This window comes from Pedobacter zeaxanthinifaciens, assembly GCF_003313335.1.
In the GTDB taxonomy this organism is placed as follows: domain Bacteria; phylum Bacteroidota; class Bacteroidia; order Sphingobacteriales; family Sphingobacteriaceae; genus Pedobacter; species Pedobacter zeaxanthinifaciens.
The window spans coordinates 13,975-39,157 of sequence record NZ_QMHP01000013.1; the positions used below are offsets into that span (position 1 = coordinate 13,975).

The following is a 25,183-nucleotide window of genomic DNA, read 5'->3' on the forward strand; positions in this document are numbered from 1 at the left end:
AAATTTTTACTTGATATTCCGCTTCAATAAAATGAAGTAACCCGCCACAAAAACCACCAAACCACATATTAAACTGTGCGCAATGGCTTGGTCAAAAATGGCAAACTCAATTCCTTTTTTTGAATTCATGATATTCATTACCGTTAAGCTTGGAAATGCTTGAGGGATGTAAATAGCGTATTTCCAGTTCATGTTGGCGGCAATAGAAGCGAAAATGGTCATTAAAAAACCTAATCCAAAAGGCTTTAAAAAGTCATTCCAAAGCAGGTTCATCAAAAACTGCAAGGATATAATTCCAATGGAAGAAAGGAACATTTTGGTAAAGGAACGGAATATAATTTCGGTAGGATTAAATCCACTAAACTTAAGTTGAGGCCTAAATAATTCGATGCCATGACCGGCCATAATAATAAATATGGCAAACAAAAACATCGTTAAAAAGGTGAGGAATATGATATAAATAAACTTACTCGAATAGATGGATAGTTTTGGTAGCGGTAAAGAAAATAAACTTTTCCAAGTATCTCCTTTATACTCCATATTGGTAATGGCGTAAGTGTTGTATATCACCAATATTGGCAACAAAAGCGAACCCATAATTCCCGCAATTGGGTAGATGAAATAAAACCAAAGCATTTGCGGTGGATATTTCACAAGGTTGTCGTACTTTAAGATAAAGCCTAATGCAATAATTAAACAGATTGATAATGGTAGCAAAATGGCGCTCCAAAAAGCTAATGTTTTGCGTGACTTGTAAAATTCTGATATAAAAGAGATGTATAAAGAACGCATATGTTTTTGTTTGGATGGTTAGTTTTTTGGTTGTTTAATGCAGGCTTTGGTAATTGGTACTTTGAAGTCCGTTTTAATGTTAATTCTTCGATGTAATGTCTAAGAACAAATGCTCTAGGTCTTTTTTCTCCGTACCGATACTGTAAACCGTTAAGCCATTTTGTATCAAAAGGGTATTGAGTTGGCCCATATCGGCTTTGCTTTTATAAGCCACATTAATCACACCACCCTTTTCGCTGAAGATTTCGGAACCGTTTGCTTTCAAGAGATCAAGTGCCAAATCTTTATTATCAACCTCTATTTTGATGCTAGGCTTGCTTAAATCGTGTAGCTCGTTAATGGTGCCTTGGAAAAGTAATTGCCCTTTATTGATAATGCCCACATGTGTAGCTGTTCGTTCAATTTCAGCCAGTAAGTGGCTTGATACTAAAATGGTTTTTCCGTACTCGGTAACCAGCTTAATCATCAAGTTTCTAATTTCAATAATTCCGTTAGGGTCCAATCCGTTTGTTGGCTCATCAAGCAGTAATAGCTCAGGGTCGCCAATTAGCGCTAAGGCAATACCCAGGCGCTGTTTCATGCCTAAGGAATATTTGCCCGCCTTTTTATTTGCCGCCTCTTTTAGGCCAACCAAAGTGAGCATTTCATCGGCTTTGCCTTTATTGATACCTAATAGAATACAGCGGTTACGTAAATTTTCAAGCCCTGTTAAATGGCCATAAATAGCAGGTTGCTCTACCAACGAACCCATCTTAGCTAAGCAGGCAATTCGGTTGTGGTTCAATTCTTTACCAAATACGAAAACGGTATCTGCCGGCGACTGCAATAAATTAAGAAGTATTTTTATGGTAGTGGTTTTTCCAGCTCCGTTTGGTCCTAAGAAACCGTAGATGCTACCTTTTGGTACTTGCAAAGATAAATCTCTAACTACGGCCTGCGAACCAAAGTGGTGGTTAAGCCCAACAGTTTGTATGGCTAATTGGCTCATTCTTATTTTAAAATTACGTTAGCAGCTTTAACAATGGTTGATGAGTTAGCTGAAGTAGTGGCTTTAGCTAAATTTTCCTCATTGCCAGCAACGTTACCGTTATTAGTAGTAAAAGCAATTAACATTACCACAAATACTGGTACTAATAAAAGTAAGAAAGGCGATACGTTTGATAACTTTTTCATCATTTTAAGTTTTTAAGTTTATGGCAAATCGGGGTAGCGTTATTGGCCTTATCCGCTTTGCTTGAACAAATAGAATAATTCTTAAAATGCTGTGAAAATGTTTTAGACCAATTGCAAAATATCCTAGATAAACGGTAAAAATGCCAGTTTGTCGAATAAATCGCCTAAATTGCCCATTCGTAGAAAAAAAATGCCTGTTGGTCGAATGTGCTTGCTTGACATTACGCTTATAGGTAGTTTAGATGATTAAGTTTCTACAAGTTACATGAAGAATAATAGCAGAGCATCATTAATATTAAATTGTATTTTTTGGGGAATTATTGGAACACTAGTTGCCGCAATAATGATTTTCTCGAAAAAGAAGTTTGCCGTTCAAGAGATTGTAATTGACTATGTTGTTTTTGGAGCGGTTAATGTCGCTGTGTTTTATATCAATTACATTTTCCTAATTCCCGAGCTTATCAAAAAAAGAAAGCAATACCTTTGGTTTATAGTTTGCTTTATTTTGTTAATTGCCGTAAGTGTAGGCATTAAAGTGGCCGTAGCTAAGTTTTATCCAGAGTTTGTGCTTCAATACAAAGCTGATGACAAAATTCAGCATATCCCTATGGCAAATTATATCATTTCGGTGGTGTTTATTGCTGGCTTTTTCTTGGTGTCAAGCAGTGTAATCAAGTTTGCTGTTGATTGGTTTTCTAATGAACGTATACAACGCAACTTAGAAAGTGAAAAAAAGGATATGGAATTGCAGTTTTTGAAATCGCAGCTGAATCCTCACTTCCTATTCAATTCTTTAAACAATATTTATTCTTTAGCTTATCAAAAATCAGATAAAACTGCGGATGCCATTTTAAAGCTTTCGGAAATTATGCGCTATATGATTTATGAAAGTAATGATAGTTGGGTAAGTTTGAACAAAGAAGTGGAGTACGTGGAAAGCTATGTAGAACTGCAAAAATTAAGATTTAAGGACGGCGCTTCTGTTGAAATTAGCATTAATGGCGTAATTGACGGACAGCAAATTGTACCACTAATTCTGATTTCTTTTGTAGAAAATGCTTTTAAGCACGGCGTGGCCAATGATCCGTCTGACCCTATCAAAATCAATATCATTGCAAACCAGAAAATTTTGCATTTTAGCGTAACTAATAAGAAAAATACCACCAATAAAGATGCCATAGGCGGAGTTGGACTAAATAACGTGGAACGTAGGTTACAATTGCTATATCCAGAGCGATATAAGCTGAATATTGTAAATACGCCCACGCATTACACCACAGAACTAATGCTTGATTTATGATCTTAAAATGTATTGCCGTAGATGATGAGCCACTAGCGCTTGATATTATTGCAGATTACGTAGCTAAAGTGCCATTTTTGGAACTCGTAAAACGTACCGAAAGTGCCATTGAGGCCATGCAATTGGTACAGGAGGGTAATATTGATTTGGTGTTTTTAGATATTCAAATGCCGGAGCTTACTGGAATACAGTTTTTAAAGATTGCCGGCAATAAAGCAAGCTACATTTTAACCACGGCCTATTCGCAATATGCTTTGGAAAGCTATGATTTGAACGTTTCAGATTATCTATTAAAACCAATTGCTTTCGATAGGTTTTATAAAGCAGTGGAGAAAGTTCGCAATCAGCATCAGAAGCAGGAAGCTGCGGCGGTTGCACCAATTCCTGAACCGGTTGCACCTGCAAGTACTGCTGCCGCACCAATTCAGGATTTCATTTTCGTAAAAACCGAACACAAAATTCAAAAAATTGAGCTGGATGATATTCTTTACATCGAAGGCTTAAAAGATTACATCTCTATCTTCACCAAAACAGAGCGTGTAATTACATTGCAAAATATGAAGAAGATGGAGGAAACCTTACCCAAAGGCGAATTTATTAGGGTGCATAAATCCTACATTATTGCGGTGGATAAAATAGAAAGTATTGAACGCAGCAGGATTTCCATCGGGGGTAAAACGATTCCGGTTGGCGATACTTACAGGGATGCGTTTTTCAAGCTGATAGATAGTAGGAACGTTTAAAAACGGGCCTCGCCTTATACTGTAAACCAGGATGGATAGATAGCTAATCTACCCCTGCCCAATATGTTGTTTAATTGCATTTTCGGCTTGTAGTACTAATTCTTCAGCAGGTTTGTCTTCACGTTCAATTGGCGCTAATACGGTCCATTTCAACGGAAGTAGTGTTCCTAGCGGATAGCTTCCAAAACGAACAATTTTCCAAGAATTTTCGATAGCTATTGGAACAATTACAGCCTTCGGAACAATTTTAAGCAAGGTAGCAATTCCGCCAACTTGAAACGGTTTCATTTGGCCATCCTTGGCTCTGGTACCCTCAGCAAAAATTACGGTGCTCCAATTCTTTTCGTTCATCCTGCGGCCCAATTTAATAATCTCGCCAATGGATTGTTTAGTGTCTTTTCTATCGATATTAGCTCCGCCACCATATTTCAAGTTAAACGAAATAGAAGGGATGCCCTTAGTCAATTCAATTTTGGAAATGAACTTAGGGTGATGCTTGCGTAGAAACCAAATTAAGCTTGGAATATCGTACATACTTTGATGGTTAGCCACAAAAATAATGGGCCTATCCGTAGGTAACTGCTGGTTGTTTTTAAAACTTACCGAATTGAGTAAAGTAAGCTGCGAATAAGTAAGGAAAAAATTAAGGATATCTACCGACGATTTGTGTGCCTTATATCCAAAAAGCTTGTAGCACACCCACTGGATAGGATGGAAAATACCCAAAAATAAACCGAACGTTAAAAAAAAGATTGGCGTTAAAATGTAGCCTAGTAGCTTCTTCATCAATTGCTTTTTCAGTAATTTTTTATGCAAAGGTAGGAAGATTTATAAATCTGCCAACGTTACAGTAAGCCTTCGCTTTGCATAATATGAACTTTTAGAATAGCGGCCACACTCATGCTATCGGTAATTTCACCGTTTAACACCATTTGGTAGGCCTTTTCAAATGGAAGTTTGAGCAATTGTAAATCTTCTGTTTCTTCTGGTGCCGCTTGCCCTTGTGTAAGTTCTTTCGCTAAATAAATGATGGCCAGTTCATCACTAACGGAATTGGACAAATGCATGCGCTGTATTTCTATCAACTTACTTGGGATCAGTCCTGTTTCTTCCAGTAGTTCTCTTTTGGCGCTTAACTCAGGGTCTGTTCCCTCCGGGCAACCGCCTTCGGGAATTTCCCAGCTGTATGCTTTTAAAGGATAGCGATACTGACCAACTAACCAAGTATAACCCTGCTCATCTAGCGGTAATACACCAATGGCAATATTTTTGAAATGCACTTCGCCGTAAATGCCTTTTCCGCCACTTGGATTAATTACCTGATGTTCTGTTACAGAAATCCAATTGTTGCTATATTTCTCTTCGCTACTTAGTGTTTGCCAAGGGTTTTCTTCGTTCATCTTTTTAAAACTTTCGTAATCACAAGGCACAAACATAGTCATTATGATTTATTCGTTGCTTTTCGATGTAGTTGGCGGAGGAGGCACATTAACCTTGTTGGTTTTTACTTTAGTAAATCGATAATTGAGGTTGAAGACAAAATTGTTGGTATTAGCTACTCCGTAGGTGTTCGAGGTAAAATTTAGACCTTCGTTGTAAGTTGAGTTTCTTCGGCCTCTAAAAGGATCATTAGCGCTGATACGAGCAGTGAGCGTGTTCTTGAAAAATGATTTCCTTGCACCAAAACTGGTGTTGATAGATGCACTGTTTCGTCCAATGGCGCTAATATTATTATTGTAATTTAAGTTAGCCTCGAATGCAGTTTTATAAGGCAATTGCATTGAAAAACCGCCTCTGGCTCTAATACTGATCCCTCCGCGGTTAAGTGCGCTGTTTAAAGTAGAGGTGTAATTACTTTGAATTAAACTGAAATTACCATTTGCCGATATTTTTTTAGTTGGTCGGTAATTACCAATCAACATCAATGCTAATGAATAATTGGTGCCCACGTTGCTAAAAGTACTTTCTGAAATCCCGTTAGGATTTACGAAACGATACCTTTCAATTACACCGCTGGCGGTAGAGTAGGAGATACGTGGTGTGAAGGACCATTGATTACCGAATGCACCAAAACTCAAATCAAATTGATGTGTATAGGATGGAGTCAAATCAGGATTTCCGTAAGAAATATTCAAGGTATCCGCATTGTTTACCTGAGGGTTAAGTGTATTTTCTCTCGGGCGGTTAATGCGCACACTATAGGTTGCGCCAATGTTGTATCTTTTCCTGAAAAATCTGTTTAGCGAAAAGGATGGGAAAAAGCTAAGGTAGGGGTTCACGTTGTAAAGCTCGCCGGTAGAAAGGTCGAAAGTAACGTTAGTGTACTCGCTACGCATGGCAGCCTTCGCCGACCAGCCATTTTTACGGTAATTATAGGAAAGATAGCCTGCTAAAATATGCTCATTGTAAAGAAATTGGTTGCTTAACTCATTGTTACTTACATACTGTTGCGTTTTGTAGTTGAAATTTTCTACCAGCAAATCGTTGTTGTTTTTCCTATAGTTGTAGGCCATCCCAAATTCCAGCCGATCTCGCTTTTTGAATACCGGCTTATCATAATCTAAGTTGAAGTTAATGCCACTGTTACCAATCTCGTTATCATTTTGCTGCAAACTAGGGCTCAGGTTGGTTGGGAATGCATAGCTGCGCTCAAAACTCCGTATGCCGTTGCTGTTGTTAGTGTTAACGGTGAAACCCGCAGTAAGTTTCCCGCCAGCGGTATCGGTGTTGAGGCTATAATCGGCGTTGAAAACAAAATTATTGCTACTATTATCTCCAATATTCACTTGGTTTCGTAGCCTTTTAGTAATTTCTTCTTCATTAATGTAATAGAAATCGTTTCCTGATAGGCTATTACTCCCATTTACATTATAGCTGGTATTTAAACGTAAGTTTTGTTTTTTGTTGATATCCCAGTCGAGGGCTACTCTAAAATTGCCGCCATTACTTTCACTTCTCGAATTGTTAAATTGATCGTAGTAAAAGGTGGTGTCTGGGAAAAAATTGGTTCTGTAACTTTCACTGCTATTTCTGCCCAATCCAGTTCTGTATGCGCCGCCGCCGGTAATACTGTATTTTTCGCCTCGATACGATGCATTTGCATTGGCATTGTTATTCCCCTGAGTTCCTGCAGCTAGTCCAACATTTCCATTAAAGCCAACCTTGAAACCTTTTTTCATTACAATGTTGATGATTCCCTCGCCATCGGCTGAATATTTTGCAGGCGGGTTGGTCATCACTTCAATTTTCTCTATGGCGTCTGATGGCAGCACATTCAATAAATCGGCAATGTTGGAAGTCATGTAATCTGAAGGTTTTCCATCGATAAAAACCCTGGTGCTGCGTTTACCTGAGATGGTGGTGTTGCCATCAATATCCACCTCAACCATCGGTACATTTTTCAGCAAATCCGTTGCTGTACTTCCCTCTGCTAAAATACTTGAGCTTACATTGTAGGTAATTACATCTGCACCTACTTCAATTACAGGTTTTTCAGAAGTAATTACCACTTCATTTAAATTATTCTGCTCAGCAGCAAGTTTTAGCGAACCTAAATTTTTATCTGGATCGGCTTTGCTTAATACAACTTCGTTAACAAATAAAGCCCCAAAGCCTACATAGCTCACCTTAACTTTATAGGTGCCAAATTTGATATTGCTAAATTTAAAGAAACCATTTTCATCAGTTTGAAGCGTAATTACAGGTTGTTCAACACCGCTTTCAAATAATGCTACTACAGCAAATGGAATAGGCAAGGCACCAACCTCTTCAATAACCTTTCCCCTGATGATCCCTTTATCTGTAGTTTGTGATTTGGCTTGAAATGAAATAAGTAGTAAGGTAGAAAAGGCAAGGGCAAGAAAATTCTTCAAAGTCTATGGTGTTCTAAATCAATAAAATATGCTACTGCAATATAGTTAGAAACCAATTAAAAATCAATTTTAAACTGTATTGTTAGTGGAATGTGGTTGTGCTTGAAAATTTAGATATTAAAAAGCCCCTAAGGTTTAAATTTCTTTGGGGCTTTTTTCATTTTATTTCTTAAGGTTTCAATCTGTTTTAGAAGCTCTCTTCATCAGATCGTGGTGCTTCCTGTTGTTTCTTTTTCTTTTGGCTAAAATCGGATTTTCCAAAACGGTAAGAGAAAGTTAACGAAGCCATGTTTCCTGCTCTAGCTCGGCTAAAATCAATGCTCGAACCTGCATTTTGGAACTCCATTTGGAACTTACGAGTGTTAAATAAGTTTCTGATATTAAAACTTAAGCTAGCCTTTTTGTTAAGTACATCCATTTTTGCGCCAGCATCAAAGCCGTACATGGCCTTAAAAGTACCTTGTGCTGTAACTTCGTTCGAACGGTAATCAGCCCTTAGCTGTAAGGTGATTGCGTAAGGCAGTGTAATGTTATGCGTCATATTAGCATTGTAAGCTACACCATCCACATCTGATGTGCCAAATTCGGCTACGCCTTCAATTTTACGTTGGTATAAGTTGAAATTGGTAGTCATGTTCCACTTTTTAGATAGATCTAACTTTCCAATTAATTCGATACCGCTATTTTTAGCGCTGGTTAAGTTCTGCGGGATGGTTAAATTGATTCCACCCTCAAGTTCATATCTAATTCTTTGAATCACATCATTAGTTTGGCGATAATAAGCAGTAGATACTAACGAGAAGTTTTTGAAAAACCTGCTGTAGCTCAATTCAAAAGCATGTACATCTTCAGGCATCAAATTCACGTTACCTTGGCGGTAGTTAATCGGGTCCGATACATCTAAAAACGGGTTGGTATCCCATCCACGAGGGCGGTTTACACGGCGACTATAACTTAACTGAAGCTGCTGCTCATTTTTAAGTTTTTGAGTTAAGAATACACTTGGGTATAAGCGGGTGTAGGCCACTCTTCCCGGCGTATAGGCAATGTTCCCTCCCGGGAGATAAGCGCCCATTTCGGTGCTCAAAGCTGCATCTTCACCCCTCAAGCCAATTTGGTAGCCAAAGTTTTTAATTTGATTTTGATAGTTGAGGTAAAGGGCATGTACGTAGTCGTCGCTGTTAAAGTCATTACTTAAAGTACGGCTAAAAATGTACATGTTATTTACCACTGAATCCGCAAGTGTTCTACTATTGGAAATGCGGTATTGTGTACGGTACCCAGCTTCTAAACGTGAATTTTCCGTTAAAGGCAAAATGTAGTCTAATTGAATGTTGTAATTTTTATTATCGCTAGGTCTGCTGGTAATTTGCTGTATAAAAGGAGATGTTACAGGAGCGCCTGAAGTAAAATAACGGTCGGTGTCGAAAGTTTGGTAAGTGTCGTTATTTCCAGTAGCGAAACTAGCGTTAAAAGAAAGCTCTTCCCCTTTTTTCTTGAATTTTTGTAAGAAATCTACACTTAAATCATAGTTGTTGCCGCTGCGGTCTCTGCTGTTAACACGATTAGAGAGGTTAACAGGCGCATTGCTTGCACTAAATTCGTTAATGCCGATAAATTCATCTTCAACACTGTTTCTTGAATTAAATCCACCAGAAACGCTCACCGTGCTTTTGTCGCTCAGGTTGTAGTCCATCCCAAGCTTTACGTTGTGTCCCTTTTCTAATTCATTGGAGTTATTGTCCTGAGTAACGTATCCAACGCCTCTTTTTTCGTTTCTGTAATAGGTATTGTTGAAACCAAATCCAGGTCGGTTACCATAACGATAACTGTAATTAGCATATAAGTTTACGTTCTTATTTTGAAAAGCTAAGTTGGTAGAAGCATTGTAGTTGTCTCTATTTCCACCAGTAATGGCCACATTACCATTTAATCCTAGTTTTTTGTTTTTCTTTAGTACGATGTTGATGATACCGGTTTGGCCTTCAGCATCGTATTTTGAAGATGGATTGGTAATTACCTCAATGGTTTCGATAGAGCTTGCTGGAATTGAAGCTAAAATTTGCGCTACATCACCACCGCCAATTAACGATTGCTTGCCATCAATAAGTACCCTCGCCGCAGAACCCCTTAAGGATACGCCGCCATTCATATCGGTTTGTACCGAAGGCACGTTTTGAAGTACATCGGTAGCCGAACCACCTTCACTCACCACGCTTTGGTCTACAGAAAAAACCTTCTTATCTATACCTAGTTGCATAGTGGGTTTTTGAGCAGTAACGGTAACTTCGTTTAAGATGTTTCCTTTGCCCGTTTTCATTTTGATGGTACCTAAGTTGATGGTTTTTAAAGCTCCGGTAATGGCAACAGAATCCCTTACCATCGTTTGGTAGCCAATGTAACTTGCTTTAAAGGTGTAAACGCCATTGGCAATATTGCCGATAGTGAAGTTACCATCTAAATCGGTCTGTACAATTTTAACGGTAGCCTTGGTTTTTCTATCGGTAAGTACAGCCGAAGCGTAAGGAATGGTTTCGTTGGTTTGAGCGTCTATAATTTTGCCACTGATTTTACCAGTGCCTCCATTTTGGGCATAAATTTTTACAGTTGTAATACAAATAACAGCGGCTAATAAAAGAACTTTGCACTTAATCCTATCCATTTAAATTCGGTTGAGTTTTAATGTAATTTTAATGAGGGGGCAAATCTCGTTAATTAAAGATTTAAAAGAATAGGCGTAACCATTTTATTACAGCGTTTTTATGCTTGATTACAGTAATATTTTTGATAAAGAAGCGCTAGACTACCCTAGCTACAGAAATTTGGTAGATGAACTATTGGCCAAAGGCGAAACTACGGGTCCAGACCATTCGGAGGCGATGTTGCACTACAGTAAAATGAATGTGCAGCGCATGAATAGGGTAGATAAAACTACTGCACTTAGTGCTGATTTGCTAGCCACTTTAGAGGGCATAAAAGGAAAATATAAGTTTTTGGTAATTACCGAGGGTTGGTGTGGCGATGCCGCTCAAATTGTGCCTGTAATTAATAAAATGGCTTTGGCTGCGCCAGATAAAATTGAGTTGAAATTGACGTTGAGGGATAAAAACTTGCCTTTAATTGATGCGCATTTAACTAACGGTGGCAGGGCTATTCCGGTATTGTTAATTTTGGACGAGGCTGGCAACTTGGTGATGCCAAAGTGGGGTCCACGTCCGGCGGTTTTACAAAACCTAATGGCCGAGTGGAAAAACGAGGGTGTAGTAATGCCAGAGCTTGCGGAAAAACTGCATGGTTGGTATGCAAAAGATAAAACAGTGGCAACGCAGGCCGAGTTGACTGAATTGTTGAAGCCCCTCTCTGTCTTCGGCATTTCTCCCCAATAGGAAGAGAACGGATTTAGGGAAGTTTGTGCAAGAATGAAACTGTTTTTCGAACGGGTTAATCGTAGCTTCGTTAATTAAGAGATACGGCTTGTGGCGATGCTTCAGGAAAGAATTTAATTAGGTTGTTCTAAATGGATTCTTTCCCGAAGATGTATGAGCGTAGCTTACAGTTCGCAATGACAATTTTGAAGATTTTACTTCATGGATCTTCAGTTTGACATTACGGTGTAAGTGGCCAAAAAAGGCGCCTACTTCAGTTTTTCTATGATTTGTACAGCTGTTAATTTTTCTTGTGCTCCACTTGCCATATCCTTTAAAGTGAGTAGGCCACTTTGCATTTCTTCATCACCAATTAGGAGTACATAAGGAATATTTTTTGCATCAGCATAGCTCATTTGCTTTTTTAGCTTAGCCGAAGTTGGATATAGTTCAGCTGCAATTTGGCTTTCCCTTAATTGTTGCAATAAAGGCAGGGCGAAAGCCTCGGCATTTTCGTCAAAGTTACTAATGAGCACTTTGGTGCCTTGCTGTGCCGAATTAGGAAATAAATTCAGTTCTTCTAGTACGTCATAGATACGGTCAGCACCGAATGAAATGCCTACACCGGTAAGGTCTTTTAGGCCGAACATTCCCGTTAAATCATCGTAACGGCCGCCGCCGCCAATGCTGCCCATGGCTACTTCGTTAGTTTTAACCTCGAAGATACAACCAGTGTAGTAGTTTAAACCACGGGCCAAGGTGATGTCAAGTTCGATAACGGTAGTCAATTTGGAGTTGGCAGTTGTCAGTTTGGAAACATAGTTGAAAACCGTCTCAATTTCTTCGATACCCTTTAAGCCAATTTCTGATGTTGACAGCACCGATTTCAAACTTTCCAACTTTTCAATATTAGATCCTTCCAATAAAATCACTGGTTTCAGTTTTTCGATATCTGATTCGGTAAAACCTCGTTCCAGCAATTCTTTGCTTACTCCATCCAAACCAATTTTATCCAACTTGTCGATGGCTACGGTCATATCCACAATAAGCTCAGGCTTACCAATAATCTCGGCAATGCCACTTAAAATTTTGCGGTTATTAATTTTTATGGTGAAATCCCTGAGGCCAAGCTTGCTCAAAGCTTCGTGGTAGATGAGTATAAATTCAGCTTCATTTAACAGGGAAGGAGAACCTACTACGTCCGCATCGCATTGGTAAAATTCGCGGTAGCGGCCTTTTTGTGGCCTATCTGCACGCCAAACAGGCTGTACCTGAAAACGTTTAAACGGAAAAGCGATGTCGTTTTGGTGCATTACCACGTAACGAGCAAAAGGTACAGTTAAATCGTAACGTAAGGCTTTTTCAGAGAAATGTTTGGTTAAAGATTTACTAATTTCTCTGTATTTGTCTATTGTCCTGCCAACTTTAAATATCCATGAAGTGGAATCTATTTTCGAGTTGTCGATATTTTTGAAGGTAGCTTTATCGGAATATTCTTTCCAATCCTGGTCAACTTTAATTTCGGTCTCGGTTTCAACTAAAATTTCCTTTATTCGAGAAACGCTGTCTATTATTTCTTGACTTAGGAAGTCGCCCGAATTTAAGATTTTAAAGATCAGTTTGTCACCTTCATCGCCATATTTGCCAGTTAGGGTTTGTAGGTTTTCCATGCTTGGCGTTTGTATTTCTGCATAGCCATATTTTTTGAAAACCGTTTTAATGGTGTCGAAAATATAGTTGCGTTTCACCATTTCTTGTGGCGAAAAATCTCTTGTACCTTTTGGTAAACTAGGCTTGGTTACTGACATAGCCGCAAAAGTAATTAATTAAGCTGAAAGTTGATACGTTTTGTAGTCGATGCAAGATAATGACGCTTTAATCCTTTGCGTTGCTTTGCGAATGCTTCAAAAACTTTGCGTTAAAAATTTACCGCAAAGAAAAAAGAGAGTTTCGCGAAGGTCGTAAAGCCTTAAATCAAAGAATGTAATTAACATGCGTCAATTTTTAATTTTTTGGCCCAGTTGGTTGCTAAGCTTTGACAAACTTTTAGCAAATGGAATATAGGTTTGTCAAAGCTTGAAAACAACACGGATTTTGCCTTCTAAACCCGATTGAGCGGATTAGCCCACAGGCGAAGTAAAACGCAGCCGAGGACTATGAGCGAAAGCGGGACGGGCTTAGATAGTAGTACTCATTACCTGTTCCAAACAAAAAAGGCTCCCAAAAAAATTGGAAGCCTTTATATTTTTTGTCATTCTGAACGAAGTGAAGAATCTGTTGGATAGATTCCTCGTTGCTTTGCTTCCCTCGGAATGACAGCTCTATGTTTATGCTAATAACGTTACTGGCGCTTCTAACAATTGCTTTAACGTTTGTAAGAAAGCTGCACCAGTTGCGCCGTCTACTACACGGTGATCGCAACCTAAAGTTAATTTCATCACGTTTCCAGGTACTACAGCACCATTTTTAACCACAGGAATTGCTTGGATAGCACCTACAGATAAAATAGCTCCGTCTGGAGAGTTGATGATTGAAGTAAACTCATCAATACCGAACATACCCAAGTTAGATACAGTAAATGTTGAACCTTCCCAATCTGACGGTTGTAATTTCTTAGCTTTTGCTTTAGCGCCGTACTCTTTAACCTCGGCAGAAATGTGAGATAAAGATTTGCCGTCAGCAAAACGCACTACAGGAACCAATAAACCATCTTCAACCGCCATAGCTACACCAATGTTAGTATGCTCGTTGAAACGGATTTTATCGCCACCCCATGATGAGTTAACCGCTGGGTGTTTTTTAAGGGCTACAGCCACTGCTTTAATTACGATATCGTTGAAAGAAACTTTTACCGGAGCCACCGTGTTGATTTGTGTACGAGCCGCCATAGCGTTGTCCATATCAATACTAATGGTTAAGTAAAAATGCGGCGCTGTAAACAAACTTTCGCCCAAACGTTTAGCAATTACTTTACGCATTTGCGAAACTGGTTTCTCTGTATATTTTTCTTCGCCAACATAAGTTGGGATCGCTGGAGCTGAAGCAGCAGTTTCTTTCGGACTTTCGGTCTTAGCGCTTTCTGACTTCGCCGCAGGTGTAAAGTTTTCTACGTCTTTCTTAATGATACGACCGCCCTCAGCGCTACCAGCAACTTGAGCTAAATCAATACCTTTTTCCTTTGCAATTTTTTTAGCCAAAGGCGATGCGATGATACGACCACCGTTTGAGTTGGCAACTGCAGCAGGAGCAGCCTCTTCTTTCGAACTTTCGGACTTCTCTGACTTCGGACTCTCAGTCTCTTTACTTTCCGACTTAGGAGCCGCAGGAGCCGAACCACCGGCTAAAATACCGCTTACGTCAGTTCCCTCTGGACCAACGATAGCTATAATGCCGTTTACTTTGGCCGCTTCGCCTTTTTGTACGCCAATGTGTAATAAAGTTCCAGTAGCATAACCCATTACTTCCATTGTAGCCTTATCGGTTTCTACGTCAGCAAGTACGTCATCATCTTTTACTTTATCACCAACTTTTTTATGCCATTCAGCAATTACGCCTTCAGTCATCGTATCGCTTAGCAAAGGCATACGAATTACTGTAATTCCTTTTGCCGCTAATTCTTCTTCGCTTAAGCCGCCGCCTTGTGCAGGAGCTTCTTCTTTTTTATCTTCAGCCTTAGGAGCTTCCTCTTTAGGGCTTTCAGATTTTTGGGCTCCAGATTCAGCTTCAAGCAAAGCTTTATAGTCTTCGCCTTCTTTTCCAACTATTGCCATTAAAGCATCAACAGGAACAGCTTGGCCTTCTTCTACACCAACGTATAGTAAAGTGCCATCCCAGTAAGACTCCATGTCCATAGTAGCTTTGTCAGTTTCAACTTCAGCTAAAACATCACCGCTTTTTATTTTATCACCTACTTTTTTGTGCCACTTAGCCAAAACCCCTTCGGTCATGGTGTCGCTCATTTTAGGCATTTTAATTACTTCAGCCATTGATCTATCTTTATTTGATTGCTTGTCTTTAAAATTAAATTTGTTGGAAAGGGTAGTTTTGCTCTACATAAATATCGGTGAACAATTCTTCTGGTTGAGGCCAAGGAGATTCTTCAGCAAATTTTACCGATTCGTCAACGATGCTTTTTACTTTCTCTTCGATTTCAGTAATCCAAGCTTCATCAGCATATTTTTCTTTAAGGATTACCTCTTTTACTTGCTCAATTGGATCTTTTGCTTTGTACTCTTCCAACTCTTCTTTGGTACGGTATTTTGCAGGATCTGACATGGAGTGACCTCTGTAACGGTAAGTTCTCATTTCTAAGAAAGTTGGTCCCTCACCAGCACGAGCACGTTGGATCGCTTCATCCATAGCATTGTGTACCGCTACTGGATCCATACCATCAACTGGTGCACATGGCATATCAAAGCCTAAACCAATTTTGTAGATGTCCATCATGTTGGTAGTACGTTGCACCGAAGTACCCATAGCGTAACCATTGTTTTCGCAAACAAAAATTACTGGAAGCTTCCAAAGCATTGCCATGTTGAATGATTCGTTCAATGCGCCTTGACGCACTGCACCATCACCCATATAGCAAATGTTTACATTATTGGTTCCTTTATATTTTTCAGCGAAAGCGATACCCGCACCTAAAGGCATTTGACCACCTACAATACCGTGGCCACCATAAAAATGATGCTCTTTGCTGAAAATGTGCATTGATCCACCTTTACCTTTAGAACAGCCTGTAGCTTTACCGTACATTTCGGCCATAATGCTGTTGGCACTCATTCCTAAAGCTAAACCATGAGCGTGATCTCTATATGAAGTAATCATTGAGTCGCCTTTTTGCATTGCAGAGATTGCTCCTGCAACTACGGCTTCCTGACCAATGTATAAATGGCAAAAACCTCTGATTTTTTGCTGACCATAAAGTTGTCCAGTTTTTTCTTCGAACTTGCGCATCAGCAACATCGATTCAAACCACTTCAAATAGGTGTCTTTATTTATTTCTACTGCACTCATGTTTTGATGATAATTTTTTTATTTGCGAGAGCAAATCTAATTTATTTTCTTGGATTTTAATACATGCTCCTACTTAAAAACATGATAAAGTAGGTGATAAATATGCTGTTGTACTGCTTTTTAAACCGAATTGCGAAATGGTAAATTTTACAAATTTGTTTAGTGGTAATTTTGGAAAAGTAAAAGCCCTTTAAAAACAGAAATTTTATTTGGCTGAGATGCACTTTAGCCTAATTTTTAATTTTACATCATTCGAAAGCTTAAATACTTTTAGAAGCTGTTTAAATTTCTGTTAAACTTTTTACTCGTCAGTCTGAGGCTTGTCCAATACTACTTGTTAATACAATGTTTTGGCAAGCTCAACATTACACCTTTATGTTAAACAACAGAAATTTAAACAGTTTCTAAAAAATGAGTTGTCTGGGGCAATAGTTATCTGCAAATGGTGTAAAAGACAGTAAGTAGTGCCTGGAAATAAAATTTAGCTAGTTTATTTAAGCTAGATTTAATATGTATTCTCCCATGAAATGTTAATAACTTGAATTTTTAACATTTTTATATTTGGATAAAAGAAAGGATGTTCCTAATTTTGAGCCGCTAACAATAAGCCCGTGTGGTGTACGTTAAGTGTAAGTGTTGTTTACCCAAACTTAATAGTATAACATGATTAAAAAGTTTTTGTTTTCTACGTTAATCGTTCTCGCCTCTTTTTCGGCAACGTTTGCCCAAAGCAAAACCAAAGAAGCAGCAAAAGTAGAAGATCCAGATAACTTAGCTTCACAATATTTTTCGCAAGTAATGGGTGTGGCTGTTGACGCTACCTCAAACCTTAAATTATATAAGTTCATTTACGAGTGGATTGGTACGCCTTACCGTTTCGGTGGCAACACTAAAAAAGGTATCGATTGTTCGGCCTTTACCAAAGCTATTTACGACAAAGTTTTCAATACTAGTATTTTACGTAACTCTCGTGATATTTTTAGCATGGTAAATCCACTTTCTAAAGATGAACTGAAAGAAGGTGATTTAGTTTTCTTCAAGATTAAAAGCAGAAGCATTTCTCACGTAGGTGTTTATTTAGGTGAAAATAGATTTGCTCATGCGTCAAGTTCTAGAGGTGTAGTAATTAGTAACCTTAATGAGCCTTATTACAGCAGATATTTTTACAAAGGTGGCCGCATTATTGAACCTGGTGAAGGTAGCGTTGTAGAATAAGCTGAATTACAATTTTAGTTTTACGATATTAGATTTGTCCTTCCCATTTTGGGGAGGATTTTTTTTGGCTATGATGAAAAGAATTTTTGGTTTTTTTACCGTTTTAATTGCAATTTATTCGGTTTCCAGCTGTCAAGGCAGGCAAAGCCAACAAGTGGAAACTGCCGATACTGTTAAGAAAATAAAGGTAGAAAGAAAAACTGCAGATACCATTAGCATTGTTGCCGTTGGCGATATGATGTTGGGTTCGGCATTTCCGAGCAAGGTAAATTTACCGCCTGATGATGCAGTAAATAGCTTTAAGGAAGTTGATACTTTTTTGAAAGGAAATGTGGTGTTCGGAAATTTAGAGGGTTGTTTCCTAAACTCGGGAAGTTCATCTAAATGCAAGGGCATCAGCCCAAATAACTGCTACGCATTCAGAATGCCCGATAGATATGCTGGAATCTTTAAAAAAGCTGGCTTTAATGTACTAAGCGTGGCCAACAACCATGTGGGTGATTTTGACAGCCGTGGCAGAAAGAATACAACCAAAATTTTAGATTCATTACAAATCAATTATGCTGGACAGGTACAAAAACCATCCGCATTTTTTACCGTGGATAGTGTCAAATATGCGTTTGCTGCTTTCGCTCCCAATGAAAATACTTTGGATATCAGAAAAATAGATGAGGCAAAAGCGCTTGTAGCTTCTTTAAAAAAACAGGCCGATATTGTAATTGTTTCTTTTCACGGTGGTGGTGAGGGTGCCAAATTTGAACACGTTACTCGGCAAACGGAAATCTTTTACAAAGAAAATAGGGGCAATGTTTATGCTTTTGCCCATGCCGTAATTGATGCTGGCGCTGATGTAGTGCTAGGACATGGGCCTCATGTTACCAGAGCAGTGGAAGTTTATAAGAACAAATTCATTGCTTATAGTTTAGGCAATTTCTGCACTTACGGCATGTTTAGCCTGAAAGGGCCAAATGGTATTGCACCGCTGTTGCAAATTAAATTAAATTCCAACGGAGATTTTATTTATGCCGATGTCGTTTCGGTACAACAAGATAAAATCAATCGTTTAACTTTAGATCAATCCAACGCTGCTTTCGACAAAATTAAGTCGTTAACTGATATCGATTTTAAAGGCCACAACTTAAAATTTGAAAACAACCGTATTTCTGTAGTTGATTAGTTTGATTGATACTTCAAATTATTTGAGTTTACGCTTAGCCGTGGAGCATGTTAAGATTCATCTTTGGTGTTTTTCACTAAGCCAATCCCAGATAAGAAGAAAATCAATCCTATTACGCCAACAACTATCAATTCCCGGTTGCCAACATTATGATTTACAAAGCCCCAGCCGCAATAAATCAATCCAATAATACCTAGTATGGTTAAAATGGTGCCAAAAGTTCGTTTTACGTTCATGCCTATTTCAATAAAGTTAACTAATAACATTGCTGTTGTTTTTTTGTTTTAACAGCATTCTTATAAGTGATGCAATAAATAGCTGTTTATTATTAGTTACTGCTTATTTTTAGTAATATTGATTCATCAAAATCAAATCATATGGCTTATTTCGGTTATGGCGTTTTTGTATTTGCGCTCATTATTCTGTTCAGTTCTTTTGTAACGGTTAAACAAGGTACCATAGCGGTGGTTACCATTTTTGGTAAATATCGTAGGTTGCTGCGCCCCGGACTAAGTTTAAAAATCCCTTTAATTGAAGTTATTCACTCACGTATATCTATCCAAAATAGGTCTGTGGAGTTGTCGTTCCAGGCAGTTACTCAAGATCAGGCCAATGTGTATTTCAAGGCCATGCTTCTTTATTCGGTATTAAACCACGAAGAAGAAACCATTAAAAACGTAGCCTTTAAATTTGTGGATACCAACAACCTGATGCAGGCGCTAATTCGTACCATTGAGGGTTCCATTAGGGCTTACGTTGCTACGCAAAAACAAGCGAATGTATTGGCGCAGCGTAATGAAATTGTGGAGCACGTGAAGCACCAAATAGATCAGGTTTTGGAGAGCTGGGGCTATCATTTACAGGATTTGCAACTGAACGATATTACTTTTGACGAGGAAATTATGCGCTCAATGAGTAGAGTGGTGGCATCGCACAACTTAAAGGCTGCAGCCGAAAATGAAGGTCAGGCGTTATTAATTACTAAAACTAAAGCAGCAGAAGCTGATGGTAATGCGATTAAAATTGCAGCCACTGCTGAACGTGAAGCTGCACAACTTCGCGGACAGGGTATTGCTTTGTTTAGGGAGGAAGTGGCAAAAGGTATGACCAATGCTGCACAGGAAATGCAACAGGCTAATTTAGATACTTCGGTAATTTTATTCACCATGTGGACAGAAGCGATTAAGCAGTTTGCAGAATACAGCGAGGGGAACGTAATTTTTCTTGATGGAAGTACTGATGGCATGAACAATACCATGAAACAAATGATGGCCATGCAGATGGGACAGAAAGCAGGCTCGGATAAAAAGTGATATAATTAATCGAACGGGAATTGTATTTTACCACCTAAGACACCCAAGAACATCTTAGTTATGGTGCGTATGTTTACTTGAGTGAACTAAGGTGACTCAGGTGGTTAATTTAAATCGATTTGCATAAATAGTTGAGTAGGAATCTATTTTACCACCTAAGACACCTAAGAGCATCTTAGTTGTGGTATGTATGCTATTTGAGCGGACTAAGGTGGCTCACGTGGTTAATTTTGAACCGATATTGCATAAATAGTTGAGTAGGAATAGTCTAATTTACCACCTAAGGCACTTAAGCACATCTTAGTTATGGTATGTATGCTACTTGAGTGGACTAAGGTGGCTCAGGTGGTTAATTTAAACCGATATTGTATAAATAATTGAGTAGGAATAGTCTATTTCACCACCTAAGACACCTAAGAGCATCTTAGTTTTTGTATGTATGCTACTTGAGTGGACTAAGGTGACTCAGGTGGTTAATTTAAATCGATATTGTATAAATAATTGAGCAGGAATTGTATTTTACCACCTAAGACACCTAAGCACATCTTAGTTATGGTATGTATGCTACTTGAGTGGACTAAGGTGGCTCAGATGGTTAATTTTAAACCGATATTGTATAAATAATTGAGCAGGAATTGTATTTTACCACCTAAGACACCTAAGCACATCTTAGTTATGGTATGTATGCTACTTGAGTGGACTAAGGTGGCTCAGGTGGTTAATTTTAAACCGATATGTATAAATAATTGAGCTTTGGGGTTTTAGACGGTAAAACGTGTAAACTGCTAATTATCAACCGGCTACAAATCTATCCTTAAATTGATCGTCTCAACCGCTTTGGCTTCATCGCCCGTTGGTGAAATATTATAAGCACGTAGGATAAACTGATCGGAGTTAATGATTTCCAGTTCTGTACGCCAGCCCCAAGGTTCGGGCATTTCAGCGCTACCATACTGACCGGTAACTGAAAATCCGTTGCGGGTTTCCACGCCTTCCGAAAACATAATGCCGGTACCCATGTGGAAACTATCGATCCAACTGCACACACATTTATTATTGGCTAAATCGAAGCCCCAAACCATTAAACCTTCGTGAGTTTTTCCGTTGATGATACCACGATATTCATAACGGATGAACCGCTTGTTGAGCAAGGCAATAATTTTACTACTGGTTGGTGATTCATCGGCCAATACATCTTTTTCAAACCAAGTGCGTGTACGGCCATCCCAGTTGCCTACTAAACTTAGCAGCCTCAAGTGCGGGCCGCCTTCTTTTGAAATATCTAATTTACTCTTGCTCATTAACCTAAGATAGTGTTTATGTTGGAAAGTTGAAATATTTTGGTTAACTGTTGAAATTGTTTAATTGAAGATTATAAGCTACCAGCTGAAAACTTTTTACTTTTACCTTTTTACTTTTAACTTCGAAGCCATGTCATCACATCATATTGTAAAAGAAAAGCAGGAGCCTGCCTTGTATATACATGAGTTAGGTAGTTTTAATGAAGAATATTTAGGGCAATTGCTCGAATGGAGTCCAACGGTGGTAGTTTCAGCAGCTGCTTATGAAAAAGTGGCTTCCTTAGGAATAAAGATAGATGTTGTGGTGGGAGATTTGGCACTAACTCACGAATTACAAGAAAACCTAAAGGTGATCCCGCAACCGCGGAAAGGGTTGGATGATGCACTAGAATTTTTAGTAAAAGAGCAATATCCAGCGGTAAACGTTATTAGCGAAGTTAGCAAATTTGATGACTTGACATGCTACCTGCCAGATATCAACTTGGTGCTTTTTACAGAACGCAGTAAGCATTATCCTGTAAAAAATGGCTTTAGCGTTTGGAAGCCCGCTGGTACAGTATTCTTGATTGATATTATTGCTTATTTCGAGGCCGATAACCTGAGGCAGGAAGAAAGCGGTGACTTTGTGGTGGTGGAAGATGGATTGGTAACCTTCCGCTTTCAAGTACCTTATTTGTTTATTGGAGAATTACTATAGATAGTATTTAGTAGTTAGATTTTAGTATTTAGACAGCAATTGTGCAGAGAAAAGAAATAAATACTTTTAAACTGTATCCATGGCTTTCAGAAACCTTTTACTTTTTCCTTTCTACTTTTAACTTAAATGATACCTATCCACTAACACCTAAACACTTAAAATGATATACCTACGAAAAGCTAAAGAAGAAGACTTAGCAATTATTAAAACCTTAGCCGAACAAACTTGGCCAACAGCTTACAGCGATATTATTTCAGCTGAGCAAATTGATTTTATGCTAGAAAAAATGTACAACCAAGGCGAGTTGCTTGAACAGTTGCGCAATGGGCATACATTTCTTATTGCTTCGGAAATGCATGAAGATGTTGGATTTGCTGGGTTTTCGGTAATTGATTCGGAGCAGCGAATTTTTAAACTGCATAAACTTTACGTTTTGCCTAAAATGCATGGCAAAGGAGTTGGCAAAATCTTAATTAACGAAGTTTTTGATAAGGTAAAAGCCGAAGGTGGAAATTTTTTGCAGCTGAATGTAAATAAAGCTAATAAGGCAAAGGATTTTTATGAGAAAGCTAGCTTTTACATCAAATACAGCACTGTATTAGATATTGGTAACGGTTTTTATATGGATGATTATGTAATGGAAAAGGAAATTTAATTATTACGGGAATGAAAAAAATAACGCTTGGTTTGGTTTCTTTAATAATCTTCTCTTTGTCGGCAAAGGCCCAGCTTGACATTAATCCAGGGGTTGATACCACGTCCTTAATCAACAAAAAAGTAATTGCTTTTTACAGCAACTACATATCAGCTTTTAAAGGTAAAAAGCAACTTCCGGACTATAAGGAATATTGGGGCGAAGACGACTGTAAAAAGTATAAAAATCCAGATCCTTCGGTATATGGTATAGGTGGTGATTATCCAACGTATTTAATGGCGGAAAGGAAAACCATCCATTACTTAAAACCACTTAAGGATGGCATATTCAATATCAAGATGTTAGGTTCATGGACTGATAGTACAAAGAATAATTCCATTATGTATATCACTAATCAGTTTATTAAAGTTGAGCCTAATAATAAGATGTATTTCATTCAGCCAATAGCTGTTTATAAAAATAGTTGGAGTGTAAGATCATTTGGGCCAATCACCTATCATTTTCCCAAGTATCATAAATTTGATGAGAAGAAAGCACAAAACTTAGTAACGCAAATTAAAGATTTGGAACAAAAATGGGAACTGAGCCCAAAGAAGATTACTTACTTTTTTGCTGATACTTACGATGAAATCCAGTTAATTAGAGGCTTCGATTTTACCATTGGAATGGGTAACGCCGATAAACCTATGGGCATCTCTAATCAGGATGATAACCTAGTGTTTTGTGCTGGAAAGGGGGAAGACTACTTTCATGAAGTAGTACATATTTATCTTAACCCGCTACATCCAAAATCACCGCTTAACGAGGGTTTGGCAGTTTTTTACGGAGGCACATTAGGTAAGCCACTTTCTTGGCATACCGCTAGGCTAAATAATTATTTAAAAACGCACCCGGAAATAGATCTCTCTAAGCTTGATGATTTTTACTACATGGATAATTATACCAATCCGGGGAGTGCAATCCAGGGAATCATTTGTAATGCGATTTTTAAAAGAGATGGGATGAAGGGTTTGAAAAGATTGATGACTTACACTTCCATGAATGAAGTTTTTGAGAAGGAATTTAAAATGAATATGAAAGATCTTAATCAAGAGTTACGCAAATTAATTGATCAGCAATAAAAAATGCGTTTTCCAAATGGAGGAAAACGCATTTTCTATTCACCTTACTGATTACTTCAACTTCGGAATTCGGCTCGGAGTATCAGCGCCGCTAACAATACTAACCGCACTTTTTGCAATAGCTCTAATCGTCGATAAGATATTTTCTACGTCCAACGAACTGTATTCATCTTTAACAGTGTGGTATAATTGATCACTGTCGATTTGATCGGTGCTAATAGTATGTGCTGGAACACCTAATGCCGCTAAAGTTGCATTGTCGCTTCTGTAGAATAAATTCTGTTCCTTATACGGATCTGGGTGAAAGGTGAACTCTGTTCCGGCAAGGTTTTTCTGTAATATCTTTCCTAAATCAGATTTATCATAGCCTGTAATAAAAGCAGTGTTTTTACCGAATTTACTGTCTTTTCCAATCATTTCGATATTAAACATAGCTACAACCTCATCTGGATTTAATTTTTCTGAAAAGTACTTAGATCCAAACATGCCCATTTCTTCGCCGGTAAAAGCTACAAAGATTAAGGTGCGTTCGTTTTTGTTTAATTTTTTGTAGTACTTGGCCAAAGCAATCACCGCCGAAGTTCCCGAAGCATCATCATCAGCACCATTCATGATACTGTCGCCATCTTTAGGTTTAACAATGCCCATGTGATCATAGTGCCCTGAAAAAACCACCAGTTCTTTTGCTTTTGATTTACCCGGAATTACTCCAGCCACATTAAATAAAGGCATTTTGGTTACCGTGTTATTCAGTTCTACTGTAAAACCGTTATTTACGGTTTCTTTATCCAACACAAAAACCATTGCTGAATTTTTTTCGCTTTTGATATCCTGCTCGTCGAGTACGGTTTCACTTCCCAACATTCCTTTTACACGTTTAAAAGCATCCACAAACTTTACATCAACCAATATCAACTGCTTTTTGCCACTGCGAGCTAATGTTCTAAACTGACTAATGAAATCTTTATTTTCATCAAGTTTAATCCAGCCATCGCTATTGCTTTGATCGAAAGATAACTTTTCAGATTTATTACCATAAACAATGATATTTTCGCTAGCGATAGCTTGTCCATCAATGGTTACTTTGGTTGAGGCAGGTTTAAGCTGATACTTGTAAAAAGTTTGGCGATAACCTGTTTGTCCATCCAAAGTTTTCAAACCAATGGCTGCAAATTCTTTTTCTATAAAAGTGGCAGCTTTATCAATGCCAGGAGTAAATGTTCTACGTCCCTGCATGTCATCGGCACTTAAGGTTTTAATCAAATGATCTACATAATCTTTGGTGATTACCTTATCGATGTTCTGAGCATTTGCCGTTAACGACGCAACTGCAGCTATTCCTATGGCGAAAAATGTCTTTTTCATTTTATTAGTATTTATTAATTAGATTTTAGTGTTTAAATTGTACTTCCTGTAGATTTATACTGATTCCTGTCCACTGAT

22 protein-coding genes are annotated in these 25,183 nt (G+C 38.3%); 9 read left to right on the forward strand and 13 right to left on the reverse strand.

Going from position 1 to position 25,183, the window contains the following annotated elements; all coding sequences use genetic code 11:
• Positions 1-6: 6 nt before the first annotated feature.
• From DUT68_RS16465 to DUT68_RS16475, 3 genes are all read right to left on the reverse strand, one after another.
• The gene (locus DUT68_RS16465) at positions 7-792 is read right to left on the reverse strand and encodes an ABC transporter permease (protein WP_113639327.1); all 786 of its coding nucleotides are present in this window, start codon (positions 790-792) and stop codon (positions 7-9) included.
• Positions 793-871: 79 nt separating this feature from the next.
• Entirely contained in the window at positions 872-1,780 is a 909-nt protein-coding gene (locus tag DUT68_RS16470; RefSeq protein ID WP_113639328.1) for an ABC transporter ATP-binding protein, read from the reverse strand.
• A 2-nt stretch (positions 1,781-1,782) separates the two neighbouring features.
• Positions 1,783-1,965 (reverse strand): hypothetical protein, encoded by a 183-nt coding sequence (locus tag DUT68_RS16475; RefSeq protein ID WP_157960899.1) that lies wholly within the window; start codon positions 1,963-1,965, stop codon positions 1,783-1,785.
• Between the two features lie 265 nt (positions 1,966-2,230).
• Between DUT68_RS16475 and DUT68_RS16480 the strand changes: the two genes are divergently transcribed.
• Positions 2,231-3,265, forward strand: coding sequence for a sensor histidine kinase (locus DUT68_RS16480; RefSeq protein ID WP_113639330.1), 1,035 nt, complete (start codon positions 2,231-2,233; stop codon positions 3,263-3,265).
• Positions 3,262-4,008 carry a LytR/AlgR family response regulator transcription factor gene (locus tag DUT68_RS16485; RefSeq protein WP_113639331.1) on the forward strand — a complete coding sequence of 249 codons (747 nt, stop codon included), beginning with the start codon at positions 3,262-3,264 and terminating at the stop codon, positions 4,006-4,008. Before DUT68_RS16480 ends, DUT68_RS16485 begins: the two co-directional genes overlap by 4 nt.
• 48 nt (positions 4,009-4,056) lie before the next feature.
• Here DUT68_RS16485 and DUT68_RS16490 read toward each other — a convergent pair whose 3' ends face one another.
• The 4 genes from DUT68_RS16490 to DUT68_RS16505 all read right to left on the reverse strand — a co-directional run bounded on the left by DUT68_RS16490 (position 4,057) and on the right by DUT68_RS16505 (position 10,542).
• Complete coding sequence (locus DUT68_RS16490) at positions 4,057-4,794, reverse strand: lysophospholipid acyltransferase family protein (RefSeq protein WP_113639332.1); 738 nt, start codon at positions 4,792-4,794, stop codon at positions 4,057-4,059.
• Between the two features lie 59 nt (positions 4,795-4,853).
• Positions 4,854-5,408: an NUDIX domain-containing protein gene (locus DUT68_RS16495; RefSeq protein WP_113639333.1), complete on the reverse strand. Its 555-nt coding sequence runs from the start codon at positions 5,406-5,408 to the stop codon at positions 4,854-4,856.
• 48 nt (positions 5,409-5,456) lie between these two features.
• Complete coding sequence (locus tag DUT68_RS16500) at positions 5,457-7,880, reverse strand: TonB-dependent receptor (protein ID WP_113639334.1); 2,424 nt, start codon at positions 7,878-7,880, stop codon at positions 5,457-5,459.
• A 187-nt stretch (positions 7,881-8,067) separates the two neighbouring features.
• A complete protein-coding gene (locus DUT68_RS16505) occupies positions 8,068-10,542 on the reverse strand; it encodes a TonB-dependent receptor (RefSeq protein WP_113639335.1) in 2,475 nt (824 codons plus the stop codon).
• Positions 10,543-10,642: 100 nt separating this feature from the next.
• Here DUT68_RS16505 and DUT68_RS16510 point away from each other — a divergent pair, with 100 nt between their 5' ends.
• The gene (locus DUT68_RS16510) at positions 10,643-11,266 is read left to right on the forward strand and encodes a thioredoxin family protein (RefSeq protein ID WP_113639336.1); all 624 of its coding nucleotides are present in this window, start codon (positions 10,643-10,645) and stop codon (positions 11,264-11,266) included.
• Positions 11,267-11,514: 248 nt separating this feature from the next.
• Here DUT68_RS16510 and hisS read toward each other — a convergent pair whose 3' ends face one another.
• From hisS to pdhA, 3 genes are all read right to left on the reverse strand, one after another.
• Positions 11,515-13,053, reverse strand: coding sequence for a histidine--tRNA ligase (gene hisS / locus DUT68_RS16515; RefSeq protein WP_113639337.1), 1,539 nt, complete (start codon positions 13,051-13,053; stop codon positions 11,515-11,517).
• 519 nt (positions 13,054-13,572) lie between these two features.
• The gene (locus tag DUT68_RS16520) at positions 13,573-15,231 is read right to left on the reverse strand and encodes a dihydrolipoamide acetyltransferase family protein (protein WP_113639338.1); all 1,659 of its coding nucleotides are present in this window, start codon (positions 15,229-15,231) and stop codon (positions 13,573-13,575) included.
• A gap of 34 nt (positions 15,232-15,265) precedes the next feature.
• Complete coding sequence (gene pdhA, locus DUT68_RS16525; RefSeq protein WP_113639339.1) at positions 15,266-16,261, reverse strand: pyruvate dehydrogenase (acetyl-transferring) E1 component subunit alpha; 996 nt, start codon at positions 16,259-16,261, stop codon at positions 15,266-15,268.
• 663 nt (positions 16,262-16,924) lie between these two features.
• Here pdhA and DUT68_RS16530 point away from each other — a divergent pair.
• Both DUT68_RS16530 and DUT68_RS16535 read left to right on the forward strand, forming a co-directional pair.
• Entirely contained in the window at positions 16,925-17,476 is a 552-nt protein-coding gene (locus tag DUT68_RS16530) for a C40 family peptidase (RefSeq protein WP_113639340.1), read from the forward strand.
• A 70-nt stretch (positions 17,477-17,546) separates the two neighbouring features.
• Entirely contained in the window at positions 17,547-18,653 is a 1,107-nt protein-coding gene (locus DUT68_RS16535) for a CapA family protein (RefSeq protein ID WP_237088363.1), read from the forward strand.
• A 50-nt stretch (positions 18,654-18,703) separates the two neighbouring features.
• On the opposite strand, the gene DUT68_RS16540 is transcribed toward DUT68_RS16535, so the two are convergent.
• Positions 18,704-18,919, reverse strand: coding sequence for a hypothetical protein (locus DUT68_RS16540; RefSeq protein ID WP_237088364.1), 216 nt, complete (start codon positions 18,917-18,919; stop codon positions 18,704-18,706).
• 111 nt (positions 18,920-19,030) lie between these two features.
• Between DUT68_RS16540 and DUT68_RS16545 the strand changes: the two genes are divergently transcribed.
• Positions 19,031-19,966 (forward strand): SPFH domain-containing protein, encoded by a 936-nt coding sequence (locus DUT68_RS16545; RefSeq protein WP_113639342.1) that lies wholly within the window; start codon positions 19,031-19,033, stop codon positions 19,964-19,966.
• 800 nt (positions 19,967-20,766) lie between these two features.
• Here DUT68_RS16545 and DUT68_RS16550 read toward each other — a convergent pair.
• Entirely contained in the window at positions 20,767-21,267 is a 501-nt protein-coding gene (locus tag DUT68_RS16550) for a DUF1579 family protein (RefSeq protein ID WP_113639343.1), read from the reverse strand.
• Between the two features lie 130 nt (positions 21,268-21,397).
• Between DUT68_RS16550 and DUT68_RS16555 the strand changes: the two genes are divergently transcribed.
• The 3 genes from DUT68_RS16555 to DUT68_RS16565 all read left to right on the forward strand — a co-directional run bounded on the left by DUT68_RS16555 (position 21,398) and on the right by DUT68_RS16565 (position 23,740).
• Positions 21,398-21,964 (forward strand): thiamine pyrophosphokinase, encoded by a 567-nt coding sequence (locus tag DUT68_RS16555; protein WP_113639398.1) that lies wholly within the window; start codon positions 21,398-21,400, stop codon positions 21,962-21,964.
• A gap of 160 nt (positions 21,965-22,124) precedes the next feature.
• Positions 22,125-22,619, forward strand: a complete 495-nt coding sequence (locus DUT68_RS16560) for a GNAT family N-acetyltransferase (RefSeq protein WP_113639344.1) — start codon at positions 22,125-22,127, stop codon at positions 22,617-22,619.
• Between the two features lie 11 nt (positions 22,620-22,630).
• Positions 22,631-23,740: a hypothetical protein gene (locus DUT68_RS16565; RefSeq protein WP_113639345.1), complete on the forward strand. Its 1,110-nt coding sequence runs from the start codon at positions 22,631-22,633 to the stop codon at positions 23,738-23,740.
• A 51-nt stretch (positions 23,741-23,791) separates the two neighbouring features.
• Here DUT68_RS16565 and DUT68_RS16570 read toward each other — a convergent pair whose 3' ends face one another.
• Positions 23,792-25,105, reverse strand: a complete 1,314-nt coding sequence (locus DUT68_RS16570; RefSeq protein ID WP_113639346.1) for a M20/M25/M40 family metallo-hydrolase — start codon at positions 25,103-25,105, stop codon at positions 23,792-23,794.
• Positions 25,106-25,183 lie beyond the last annotated feature (78 nt).